The sequence below is a fragment of the Paenibacillus sp. VTT E-133280 genome, from assembly GCF_002264385.1.
GTDB lineage: Bacteria > Bacillota > Bacilli > Paenibacillales > Paenibacillaceae > Paenibacillus_AQ > Paenibacillus_AQ nitricinens.
This window is the reverse complement of record NZ_NFUX01000016.1, coordinates 45,948-58,627: the sequence shown is the minus strand read 5'-3', so window position 1 is coordinate 58,627 and position 12,680 is coordinate 45,948. Positions and strand designations below refer to the sequence as shown.

At 43.2% G+C, this 12,680-nt stretch carries 11 protein-coding genes; all 11 read right to left on the bottom strand.

Translation table 11 applies throughout. The features are described from left to right. Nucleotides 1-19: 19 nt before the first annotated feature. Nucleotides 20-856, bottom strand: a complete 837-nt coding sequence (locus CA600_RS09785) for a carbohydrate ABC transporter permease (RefSeq protein ID WP_179281583.1) — start codon at nucleotides 854-856, stop codon at nucleotides 20-22. After that, on the bottom strand, nucleotides 856-1,740 hold the full coding sequence (locus tag CA600_RS09780) for a carbohydrate ABC transporter permease (RefSeq protein WP_042184938.1): 885 nt from the start codon (nucleotides 1,738-1,740) through the stop codon (nucleotides 856-858). Before CA600_RS09780 ends, CA600_RS09785 begins: the two co-directional genes overlap by 1 nt. Nucleotides 1,741-1,824: 84 nt before the next feature. Further along, nucleotides 1,825-3,120, bottom strand: coding sequence for an ABC transporter substrate-binding protein (locus tag CA600_RS09775; protein WP_094870014.1), 1,296 nt, complete (start codon nucleotides 3,118-3,120; stop codon nucleotides 1,825-1,827). Between the two features lie 318 nt (nucleotides 3,121-3,438). Beyond that, nucleotides 3,439-4,431 (bottom strand): LacI family DNA-binding transcriptional regulator, encoded by a 993-nt coding sequence (locus tag CA600_RS09770; RefSeq protein ID WP_094870013.1) that lies wholly within the window; start codon nucleotides 4,429-4,431, stop codon nucleotides 3,439-3,441. Between the two features lie 83 nt (nucleotides 4,432-4,514). After that, nucleotides 4,515-5,888 carry a hypothetical protein gene (locus CA600_RS09765; protein ID WP_094870012.1) on the bottom strand — a complete coding sequence of 458 codons (1,374 nt, stop codon included), beginning with the start codon at nucleotides 5,886-5,888 and terminating at the stop codon, nucleotides 4,515-4,517. Nucleotides 5,889-6,006: 118 nt separating this feature from the next. Next, nucleotides 6,007-6,603: a hypothetical protein gene (locus CA600_RS09760; RefSeq protein WP_094870011.1), complete on the bottom strand. Its 597-nt coding sequence runs from the start codon at nucleotides 6,601-6,603 to the stop codon at nucleotides 6,007-6,009. Nucleotides 6,604-6,773: 170 nt separating this feature from the next. After that, nucleotides 6,774-7,427: a bacillithiol biosynthesis deacetylase BshB2 gene (gene bshB2, locus CA600_RS09755; protein WP_094870044.1), complete on the bottom strand. Its 654-nt coding sequence runs from the start codon at nucleotides 7,425-7,427 to the stop codon at nucleotides 6,774-6,776. Between the two features lie 23 nt (nucleotides 7,428-7,450). Beyond that, on the bottom strand, nucleotides 7,451-7,795 hold the full coding sequence (locus CA600_RS09750) for a YojF family protein (RefSeq protein WP_094870010.1): 345 nt from the start codon (nucleotides 7,793-7,795) through the stop codon (nucleotides 7,451-7,453). Between the two features lie 169 nt (nucleotides 7,796-7,964). Then, nucleotides 7,965-9,845, bottom strand: coding sequence for a PAS domain S-box protein (locus CA600_RS09745; RefSeq protein WP_094870009.1), 1,881 nt, complete (start codon nucleotides 9,843-9,845; stop codon nucleotides 7,965-7,967). Between the two features lie 145 nt (nucleotides 9,846-9,990). Next, on the bottom strand, nucleotides 9,991-11,571 hold the full coding sequence (locus CA600_RS09740; RefSeq protein WP_094870008.1) for an ROK family protein: 1,581 nt from the start codon (nucleotides 11,569-11,571) through the stop codon (nucleotides 9,991-9,993). Beyond that, the gene (locus CA600_RS09735; RefSeq protein WP_094870043.1) at nucleotides 11,571-12,677 is read right to left on the bottom strand and encodes a DUF917 domain-containing protein; all 1,107 of its coding nucleotides are present in this window, start codon (nucleotides 12,675-12,677) and stop codon (nucleotides 11,571-11,573) included. The genes CA600_RS09740 and CA600_RS09735 overlap by 1 nt, the downstream gene beginning before the upstream one ends. Nucleotides 12,678-12,680: the final 3 nt, after the last annotated feature.

Here is a 12,680-nt window from a genome sequence, read left to right as displayed (position 1 = left end):
GTCTGGGGCTTTCTTTATCTTATTTAATAGCGCCTTGGCTGACGCCTCTTATGATGTAACGTTGACCGAACAAATAAGCAATAAGAATTGGCAGGATCGTTAACAGAAGTGCCGGTATCAACAGCTCCCAGTTATTCATATACGTTCCGTTAAACACCTTCATCTTAATAGGCATAGTAAAATGGTTATCCTTAGTCAACACCAGTGAAGGCAGCAGATAATCATTCCAAATCCATAACACATTCAGAATCGCAATGGTCACCGATGTTGGAGCTAACATAGGCAGTACAATCTTGAAGAATGTCTGTCTACGATTACATCCATCGAGCAGTGACGCTTCTTCCAATTCATATGGAATCGACTTCACAAAACCATGGTACATAAATACCGATAACGCACTTCCGAAGCCGATGTAGAGAATAATCAATAATGGAATAGGCGCTGCGTCGATCCAATGAAGCTTTGCCCCGTAGATATAAATCAGGGGAATCATAATGGACTGAAACGGAATAATCATGGAAGCCACCATTAGAGCAAAAAAACCATTATTAAATTTAGTCGAATGTCTCACCATGTAATAGGCGGTCATTGCTGCAAAAACACCAATGAACAGGACACTGAAGAAGGTGACTACGACTGTATTTCTAAAGGAAACAAAAAAATTCATTTTATCAATGACTTCAGCAAAATGCCCAAAGTTTAAGCTGGTCGGCAGTGAAAAAGGGCTTTCGAGAATTTGACCATTACTCTTGAAGGAATTGACGATCATAAGAAAGAACGGAAAAACAAAAATGATGAAAAACATAACCAAAAATAAATACGTCAGAATCACGGAAGTTTTTCGTCTAGCACTCATCATGCAGCAACCTCCAATTTCTTACTGAAATAAACCTGCAGGCCGGTAACAACTGCAACGATAGCAAACAATACAAAGGCTTCTGCTTGACCCACACCATAATTATTTTCGACAAAGGCCTTTTTCACCACATGCATCGATACCATGGTTGTACTATCATAGGGTCCGCCTGCTGTTAGAGAATAGTTAACGTCGTAAACCATAAAGGCATTCTTCAGCGTTAAAAAGATGGTAACTACAAAGGAAGGGACCATCAGCGGCAAAGTAACTTTTCTCAACCGTTGCCATCCATTGGCGCCATCAATCGTGGCTGCTTCCACTACATCCTTTGGCACATTAACTAAACCAGCCACAAAGATGATCATCATATAGCCCGCAGATTGCCAGATCGACACGATAACAATGGCCCAGAAAGCCAAATGTTCATCCCCTAGCCACCCTAAACGCAGCCACTCTATCCCGAACTTCTCACCAATAGAAGGCATAGTTTGTACGAATATAAACTGCCAGATGTAACCCAAAATCAAGCCGCCAATCAAATTCGGTGTGAACAGAGAGGTTCGAAAGAAATTTTGCATCTTCACTCCGGAAGTCACTAAATAAGCCAATATAAAACCGAGAATATTAATGATAATAACGGTTGTCACAACAAACTTAACGGTCAATAAAAGAGAATCCCAAAACTTGGAATCCGTAAATGCTGTCTTATAGTTAGCTAAACCTGAGAACTCTATCGGATTTAATGGAGAGGTCATATTGGTAAAGGTCAGATATAATCCATATGCAAAAGGAATCAGTACTGCAATCGTAAAGAAAATGATCGTGGGACCGGTGAAAAATAACTGGTTGCCCATTCGTTTGATCAGACGTTTTTCTGATATCATACGTTTAGCACACCCCTAATTGCTTTAAGGAGGAAACAGGCGAGAGTGAACCCAACCCGCTTCCCCAATTCAGCAAATGATTAATTACTTTTGGCTTTTGTAATAGGTTTCAATAGCTTTGGCAAGATCGGCACGGGATTCTTTTTGAGCGATATATTTCTGAATATCCGGTGCAAGAATGTTACCCCAATCTTCCACCTTCACATAGTTTGAACTGAACGGCATCGTATTGCCGGCTACCACAGCATCCGCAATCGCTGATCCGAGTGGATTATTAACTTTCAAAGTGTTGTTCTTAAAAGCGGAGACCACTTGTGACTGATTCACCAGAAAATCTTGACCTTTTTCATCGTATACGAGCCAATTCAGGAACTTCTTAGCTGCTTCTTGCTCAGCCGGCGTTGCCGCTTTATTAATGACCAGGATATTAGTTGGACCTGCCGCAATCTTATTGTTAAGCGGATTGTCTGGATTGTTATCTACCGGAACAGGTATAAATCCGAAGGATTCTCCACTAACGGCTTGCAATGAATCATAGGCCCAGTTTCCGTTAAACAGAATAGCTGACTCCCCTTTACCCACACTTACATGCGCATCGTCATAGTACTTGCCCAGTGGACGTTCACCATATTTGTTATATTCCTTCGATACCAGTAGATCCATCGTATCGTAGTAACCATTCCAAATATCATTACTTGCTAAATCGAATGTTCCCGCTTTTAGTTGATCTACAATTGTGTTTGGATCTTCTGCCTGATTCACAAACTGTGTACTGTAATGGTTCGCTACAGACCAGTTTTCGGTTTGATAGGCAACCGGATATTTCACACCGGAAGCTTTAATTTGATCTAATAATTCTTTTAGTTTGTCACGGGTATTAATAGAATGCGGATCGAAAGTGCCGCCAACGGCCTTATCAAGTACACTCTTGTTATATACGAGACCGAAGCCTTCTATTGAGAATGGAAAGCCGGCAATTTTCCCCTCTGCGTCTTTAACGCCATAAACCGTTTCTTCATTCCATTTCTCACCTGAAAGATCTATACCGAAATCCTTATATTTGTTCACAATGGAATCGGGGGACATCATCGCCATAGTTACCGTTTTACCGGATGCCGTAAGTTTATCCAGCAAGTTAACGGTATCACCAACAGCTCCAGAGACAGCCTCAACCTTGATATTCGGATTCGCTGCCATGAAATCTTTAGCTGCTTGTTCCCATTGGGAAGCGATTTCACCTTTTCCGTTCGTAATAATTATGCTGACTTGTTCATCCTTCGAGTTCGCTGCCGGACTTGATCCCGCTCCGTCGGATCCACCACAAGCTGTCAATGAAACAGCAAGCAAAAGAACAAATAATAAAACAGATATCTTTTTCAAACAAAACCCCTCCATTTTGTGCTTTTTTTATATGCTAGACCCCTATAAAAGTCTGAACATCAGATTGATACCGTTTTCATTAATTCAAAAATCCCTTCATTCATTTAGCTGCTTTATATCCTAGAAAGCTTTCTTGCCTGTATTGTAACATCACTTGGTATCGGTTTCAATATAATTTAAAGCTAATTTTATAAATTATTCAGAACAACCACTGATAAACAAGGTTATTCCAGTTAATTATTGATCATATACAAGTGGTATCGATACCAAAAAAGATAAATAAAAAGCGAGTCTGCATTGCAAATTCGCTTATCAGTGTTAAGTAGATTCTCGGACTACCAGTTCAACCGGAAGCTCATAAGTAACTGACTCTACATTGGAATCATCCAGCATCTCCATAAGAACTTCCCCTGCCTTACGCCCCATCTGCTCTATAGGCTGCCGTATAGTCGTTAATGCGGGATCCAGCATTTCAGCGAGGGGCTGGTCATCGAAACCAATGATCGCCAGATCTCGCGGGATACTTAACCCTTCCTTTTTCGCAGCCATCATCAAGCCACCAGCAATTTCATCACTGCCTGTAAACACAGCGGTTGGACGATCCTTCATTTCAAGCAAGAGCTTCATTACTCTTTTCCCATCTTCAATGGTATGCTGGTTAACCAAAATCCAGTTAGGATTCACTTGAATCCCGGCCTCTTCCAATGCTTTTTGATAGCCTAGGTTACGGTCTTTATCTTTCCCGACCTCGGTAAACAGACCTCCCGTACAGTAAGCAATTTTACGGTGACCTCTTTCAATTAGGTGCTTGATTCCTAAGTATGTACCTTTAAATTGATCCAGCCGAATCATCGGAATTTTTGCATGACTCACATATTCATTACATAACACAATAGGCCCAAATTCAGTATACGGTTCAATGACTTTCCAATCATTCTCAATGGATGCCATGATGATGCCGTCCGCTTGTTTGGTCTTCAACAAATTTAAATAGGTTAACTCTCTCTCCTTATCCTCATTAGTCTGACAGATCAAGGTTTGGTAGCCGTTTCTGTAACCAACCTTCTCTATGGAATCAACTAAATAGGAGAAAAAAGGATTCACAATTCTAGGAACTACGACAGCTATCGTTGTTGTCACTTGTCCTCTTAATCTTCTTGCTGAGAGATTCGGGGTATACTCAAGCTCTTCCATTGCTTTTAATACCAATTCTCTTTTATCTGCTGAAATATGAGGATAGTTATTTATTACTCGGGATACGGTCGTCTTAGACACTCCTGCTAGACGCGCCACATCTAAAATATTTGCCATTTCTACACTCACTCCAGATAGGGACAGTTTTTGAAACCAGTTTCAATCATTTTATCTTATAATATAAAAAAATGAAAGGGTCCTCAATACACTGGATATCCTGCCACAAACATCGCTAAATACAAAAGACTCCCCACAATAGAAACTACAGTAAGGATAGCATCCTTTGATTTTTCTTCAGTGAGCGCAACAGCAGCAAAAGCTAGTGGAAATGCAACAAGCAAATACCGCGGGGCTGACAGCAGCCAGGTAGCTCCCACTACGAACGCAAAATACACGATGAAATAAGCGGTGTATGAAGGTCGTATCTTTTTTGCACCCAAGAACATGATAATAAGTGCTGAGAATATAGCGATTAAATTGGGCAGCCATAAGCCGAGAAAAGAACGACTATCTCCACTCTTAAAGGTGCCCACAGCATATTCTATCTGATATCTTACCGTATCAAAAAAGAGATAAAACCGCTGAGACCAATGCTCTCTCTGATAAATACTGAACTGAAACGCATTTCCCGTCACATGATAATTAATAAACAGATAGGCCAGCAAGCCCATTGATATGATAGCGAGAAAACTGACGGCGCTGATGATTCTATGTATAAAGGCTTTGTTACTTAATCGCTTATAGTTGCCCATTAGATCCCGTCCAAATTCAATCGCAACCGGTACAATCAGAAGCACTCCGGGAGAACGTGTGTATGCTGCAAGTGCACCGCATAAGCACCCGATCAGCCATTCCTTTTTTCTCACAAAATATAAACACATCAACGATAGGGCTAGAAATAAAGATTCGGTCATCGGAATGAAGAAAAAGAACGCGGCAGGGAATATAAAAATATACTTCACAACTCGCATGGCATTCTTTCGATGCATGTCTAATGCTGCCAGTTCATAAGCAACCAATGCAGCGACAATCGATGAGATATTGGAAACGATGAATCCAGCGACAAGATAATTGCCTACGAATACCTGAACTACTTTAATTAAATTTGGGAGAAAAGGAAAAAACACAATATGGAACTTTGGATCTCCCTCTGTCACGTACCAGTTCTCGGCAATCCCCAGATAACTTGAAGCATCGATCCCAGAAATATGCCAAGTCTCGGCGATTTTGCTAAACAGGCCGCCTGAATAACCATTCTGTATAATCAAAAATGCATAACCGATGAGCATAAGCAGGATACGACTCGCCAATATCCATCCAATAATATAAAGCCACGCCTGTCTTCTATCCTGCTCCTTACTCTTCCAAGTCACTTCAGGTGCTGGATTCGTCAAAAGAAAATCCGTCAATACAGGTATAGTGCGGAGCCCCAATAGCGCAAAAAGCCCGAAACAGACCACAGAAGCGAGGGTGCCCAGCATGGTCCAGCTCTGAGTCGAAATGGCCCAGTAAATAGCCGTCACCATCATAACAAGTATGAAGATGAAGGAAATGATTTTGTCGTGCTTTTTCATTTGATCCTCCAGTTATTTAGTCCGAACAATTGTTTAGGAAAAAAAGGATATAATTACCTATAGAAATATAATAGTCCTTGTGTATTTTTTTGTAAATCACATCTTATCTCTTCGTTCCTTACTCCCTCTCATAGCTGAAATAAAAGTTCAAAGGCAATTCATCATCACCTTGAAAACTGTTCGACATCCTATAGGTTATATACAATTTATCCTCGTCCTTGCCGTATGACCATGATTCTTCGATAGAGCCTGTTAATGGCTTTAGCGGAAGAGCCATCCTGTCAATCGTTTGGACTGATTTCTCGACTTTTTCAGCCTCTTCATCTTCCACAGGTTTGTAATGCTCCAGAAAAGCGCGCACCAGTTCTCTCGCATTTTGATAGCCGCTTTCCGATCTGGGAAAAACGGTTCCTACCCGATAACCAATGATTTTATTGGTCTTAACATCTACCACAATCTGCTGTATAAATTCCTTTTGATTCACGGATAAGATATCATCCTGCATAATTGTACCCAAGGTTGTATCGTATTCACCCACAGTATCCGCAATTTGCAAAGCAGCAAGCCCTTCTTCACGCGGCTGCATGAACACAGCCCGATGCTCTTCCACATGTGTGAAAAGCTCTGCATACTTGGGTCTTTCCTTACTGCATGCAGTGAATACCAGCAAAAGAATGACTATTCCACAAAGGAGATTGAAATATGATTTTTTCAAACGAATACACCTCCTGGCCTAACGAAACCGGTTTGGTTAATCGACCTCCTAAACCTTACCATATATTCGAAAAAGACACAGCTATTCATGCCTTATATTAGAAAAATAAAGCATGCCCACAGCAGTGGGTCCCAAAGAAAAAGCCCGAGCGTTTATGCCCGGACTTAATATCATTCAAATGGATAGATCCAGAAATGCTCTGTTCCAAAACGATCTTGGATTTCTTTATCCTCTAGCGTTTTGCTGCCTAACAGTTCAGCGGCTTGGAATTGGGATTTATGCGCCTGAATGGACGCCATCTTTTGCTTCAGGAAATCTTTCACATCAATGGTGACCTGAGGCTTTCCAATCTCTTCAATATTATTGGCAAAAGCTATGCAGTGCACAGGTGGTCTTTCTGCCTTAGGCAGTCTTCCAACGGTTCGAACCACCGCAGCTCCGGTCGCATCATGATCAGGATGAACGCTGTACCCCGGATAGAATGTAAGGATCAGTGAGGGATTAAGCTCCTTCAGAAGCGCATCAATGTGGCTATCTAGCAGCGCTTGATCCTCAAATTCAATCGTCTTATCGTGGAAACCAAGCATTCTCAAATCCTGTATTCCAATCGCTCGGCAGGATTCTTCCAGCTCCTTCTTACGTATCTGCGGGAGGGTTACCCGGTTTGCAAATGGCGGAACGCCCATATTCCGGCCCATCTCTCCAAGTGTCAGACAAGCGTAGGTGACTTGGGTGCCGTTTTGCACATGCTTAGCAAGCGTTCCAGAGATACCGAAGGCTTCGTCATCCGGATGCGGTAATATAACTAGAATATGTCTTTCCACTGAACTCCTCATCTCCTCTACCATTAGAACGGCTCCCGGCTTAATTGTAAAGATACGACCAGTTTGCCTTGACTGTCATGCCCGGCCAGAATCAATCTTTCTGTCTCACTCTCTTCATAGTGAGTTAATCCTTCCGAGTACACCCAGCCCTGTGACATTTTTAAGCCGACCCGATAAGGTCCATTGCCGGAAATCGAACCATGGGAATATCGGATCACAGCATTAGTAATGAAAGTAGCCGCCGGATGTTTAGAACTATCGAAATGGGCAGCGTATGCTCCCGTTGTCATCTCAAGATGGATATACAGATCCTGATCTTTAAGCAGGCCGATCCTCTCTTGTATTTCGGATTGATTGATTAGCTGCAATGTCGCGCCTCCATATCTGAATGAATATATTCATACGAAAAATAAGATCCATACCTTATAAAGGACGGATCTGTTAAATGATAAGCGGGTCCGTATTTCTCATCAAAGTATAACTTGCAAAGCTATGTAATTCAATGGATAGAACCACTGGGATGTCATGCTGTTTTTTTTAGCCCACAAACTGATCTAACATCTTTACGATGACCTCACGCTTAACTGGTTTACTGATATACTCATCCATTCCAGCAGCCAGACACTTTTCACGGTCCCCCATTAAAGCATTTGCCGTGACTGCAACAATCGGTGGACAGTTCTCCTCATGCTCATCTTTTAAAACCTTCATGGCATCAATACCGTTCATAATGGGCATGTGAAGATCCAATAAAATAAGATCAAAGGAGTTCTTTCTCGCGGCTTCAACCGCTTCTATACCGTTTGTGACGGCGGTAACGTTGTGACCCATTTTTTCGAGTATTTTGGTCAGCACTAGCGCATTGATAGAATTATCTTCCGCAAGTAAAATGCTAGCCGTACGTGTGGAATGAGGCTTGTCGACGCTAGCCTCTTTAATAGGGTTTACCACTGATTTCTTTGGTCTGATTGTGAAGGTAACCGACGTGCCACTTTTACCGTCACTCTCCGCATAGATCTCACCGCCCATCATTTCGACAATTCTGCGGCTAATGGCAAGTCCAAGACCCGTCCCCTCGTGTCTGCGCATCATAAAGCTATCAGCCTGCTCAAACGGTTCAAAAATGTCGGTAAGTCGCTTAGGGTCAACGCCAATGCCAGTATCGGTTACCGTAAAGGCCAACAGGGAGGAATCCTCTTTTACAAGCCTTACCTTTACTGATATGCTGCCCTCGTTTGTGAATTTCACTGCATTGCTTAGCAGGTTTAATATCACCTGCTTTAAACGCTCCGAATCTCCAAAAATAAAATCAGGAACATCGTGATTTATGGTGCTGGACAGCTCCAGATGTTTTTGTTCGGCTCTCATTGCAATGACTTCAAAGCTCTCCTTGAGGCAATTGCGCAGATCGAATGTATCCTCTTGCAGTTCACTTCGGCCAGCCTCAATTTTTGAAAGATCAAGGATATCATTAATTATATTAAGTAAGATTCCTCCGCTTTTGCGAATGATTTCTACATATTCACGTTGTTCTTCATTGAGTTCTGTTTCCAGCAAAATATCTGTCATGCCGATCACCCCATTCATAGGCGTGCGGATTTCGTGGCTCATCATAGCCAGGAACTCACTTTTAGCTCTATTCGTAGACTCAGCAGCCTCCTTAGCAAGCGACAATTGCCTTTGCTCGGAGATGTCCTTGCATATAAGGTAGAATCCAATATTTTGATTGTTCACATATATGGGTGCAATACTGGTAAGCACCTCGACTAATTCGCTCTCTTTAGTGACAAGCTTGTTGATGTGCTGCTCTACCGTATTATCGTAAAGAGCTCTTTCCAGAATGTGCTGTACATTTGCCTCTCCGATCAGACTTGCAAGCTTCATCCCAATCAACTCAGACTCTATGGAGTAACCGGTTATCTTTTCCGCCATGTTATTAGTATTTATGATTCGGCCATCGAGACCAAAGGAAATGACGGCATCATGATTGTATTTTTTAAGTGACGTATAACGCTCAACAGACTCCTGAAGGCGTTGTTCGGATTCCTTTTGTTTGGTAATGTTTATGATTTGGCAAATGAAATAGGATGGCTGGGTTGACTCCTCGTTGAATAGATGAATAGTAAGCTGTCCCCATATATTAGCACCATTTTTTGTGACAAACCGCTTTTCGAGCTGTATATTAGTTTCCCCATCCATGAGCGCCTTTAGATCATGGAGGCTGCCGAGTTCCTCGGGGTGAGACAATTCTTCTAACCGCATGCCTTCAAACTCTTCCTTGAAATAACCAAAGATCTGTTCGAAAGCTGGATTCACCGTCAAAATCAACCCCTCTGATGATAAAAGGGCTATCCCAAAGGAAGCATAATTAATCACCTGTTGGTTGAATTGTTCCTTGTTTAGGTTTACGCGATGCATAGCGACCTCCATGGGATAATGTAATATTTTACGTGAAAAAATAGACCTTCTATATGAGAAGGTCCTATTCATAACTTATAGTCTTATATACCCAATTGATTGTTTTTTGAATCGGTTAGTTGAAGCTGATCAGAAAATATTCAACTTATAAACGTCCAGCCGCTTTCACTTTTACAAGCAATGCATTGCCTGGCAAGTATGCAATCGGAATATCCTCAGACAGCACGATCTGTACAGTCTCACGAGCTGCACCAGCAAGAACGGCTTGTTCAATCGCATGGTTGCGAGCATCTTCCTTAGCTTCATCATAAGACATTTCATCCAGCGAATAGATTCGCTCGGTCTCTCCGCTAACTTCACCTAGTGCTGCGCCAATCGCATTCGCTGCATCATAGTGATCCGGTCTTACTATCCGCGCTACACCCTCAAGCTGATCGGCTACAAGAATGCTTCCGCCGCCGACCAAAATAACGTCAACAGGGTCCGAGCTAGTCTTCATCCGATCAATCGCATCCTCAATATCTTGGGTAATGATCTCATCGGCTCTGCGGCAGATTGATTCACTAAGCTTCTCAGTCAGCGCATCTTTCCATTCGTATCTTCCAAGCTTAACCGCCACATCGGTTGCTGTGAGCGTATCTCCACCAAAGATCAGGCCACGCTTCAATAGCTCGTACCCCACGCTATCGGGACCCACTGTTACCTGATCCTTCGCTTCATCGAAGCGAACGATTGTCCCGCCGCCGATCCCGATCGATAAGATATCCGGCATGCGGAAGTTCGTGCGAATCCCGCCAATCTCAACCGCAGCGGAGGATTGACGCGGGAAGCCTTGCATGAGAACGCCGATATCCGTTGTTGTACCCCCGATATCCACCACAAGCGCATCATTCAGACCTGACAAGTGTGCCGCGCCCCGAATGGAATTCGTCGGACCGCAAGCAATCGTCAGAATCGGGTAACGAAGCGCGTATTCACTATACATCAGTGTTCCATCGTTCTGACAGATGTATAGGCTCGCGTCAATTCCATAAGTGTGAAGCGCCTCTTCGAAGCCTTTGACTACTCCCGCAATGACGTTAAGTAAAGCACCATTTAACAAGGAGGCATTCTCACGCTCAAGCAATCCAATGCTTCCAATTTCATGAGACAGTGTCACAGGCATATCTTCACCGAGTACTTGCTTCGCAAGCTCTTGAACACGTTTTTCCTGTGAAGTATTCACTGGAGAGAACACACCACAGATTGCAACCGCTTCGACCTCACCCTTCATCTTCAAAAAGCAGTCAATAACCTCAGCTTCATCCATCTCAACAATCGTACGACCATCATATTCATAACCACCGTAAACAACATAAGCATGTGGGCAGACCATTGCTTTCAGCGTATCGTCCCAATCCGCAAGTGGAGGAACAGCAGTTGTTGCCGGTGCGCCGATACGAATCAAGCCTACTTTCCCTAAGTGCTTGCGTTCTACAATAGCATTCGTACAGTGCGTAGTTCCGAGCATCGCATAACGAATCTGCGCCGGATTGACGTTACTCTCTTCAAGTAAACGGCCAATCGATTCACTGATGCCCTCATTCACATCACGTGTGGTATGTACCTTTATCGTGTGAATAGTCTTTAATTTGGAATCGAGCAAGGCAGCATCTGTATTGGTCCCGCCGACATCAATCCCAATGCGGTAAATTTCATCCTTGTTATTAATATTCGTCTGAGACATTACTCTGCTCCCCCTTTCTCTGCTGCCAATTTTTCAATTGGAACATAAGATGCATCATAACCAAAATACTGTGGCCCTACCGTCTCAAGACCCTTTTGCGAACGCCATTTCGGATCACAAGGGAAACCGACCACAGTCACCCGGGCACCGTATTTCAAATTTTCAGTTGTAATCGGCATGCCTGTATCCTGATCAAGCACCGAAATCAAATCAGGGGTAACCGCTACTGAGCTTCCATCCTCTGTAGCCAGAAGGAACTCATTCTGGAAGAACAAACTCATCGTACTTCCTTTTTTAGCATCCGTACCTTCGAAGATCGCTTCACCACGTGTGAATCCGCCTTCTGTCCGGCGACGAATATCTACAGCTTTGCCCTGGAACAATTCATACCCATTCAACTGCTTCAATAGCTCTTCGATTGGATTCTTTTTCATTTCCTTAGCTTCGAATAATGTTTTTCCAATTTCATAAGCAAGCGTTAGGGTATATGGAATTGCACTTTGTTTCACCTGTGCTCCAGACAATGGATAATCACAGATCGAGGCTGATCCACCCATTTGAATCGTCACGGCGCGCGCCATCCGCTCTTCCCAGACGCCGTCGATCGCATGCATTAGCACACCATTGCCGCGTTCATCCGCCATCGTAATCGGACTGCAGTCTATACCGTCCAAGTAGAACGTCACCATTTGCGATTCAGGAAAAGCACGTCCCATGGCATCCGCATCCACGATAGGAATGTTGCGTTCCGCCGCCGTGATTACAGGAATCAGAGAGTTGCCGCCGCCAACCTCAATGGGCATAATGGCATTCACTTTGCGTCCAAGCTCTTTTTCAATCATATCCAAAGGTTTGATCATTTGCTGAATCGAAGGTATCTTCTCATTCATAACCGTGGGTGCACCAATCATGGATATTGGAACAACCAAAGCGTCGTCCTCCAGATCCTCTGGACTGATCACACGAACAGGACCATGTTTACGAATGGCTTCCTTCGCCATTAATTTACCAATATGCGGGTCACCGCCCCCACCTGTTCCAAGAACGGCTGCACCTACAGCGATATATTGTATTGCTTGCTCATTTAATTCTGTTAGTTTGTTCATTCT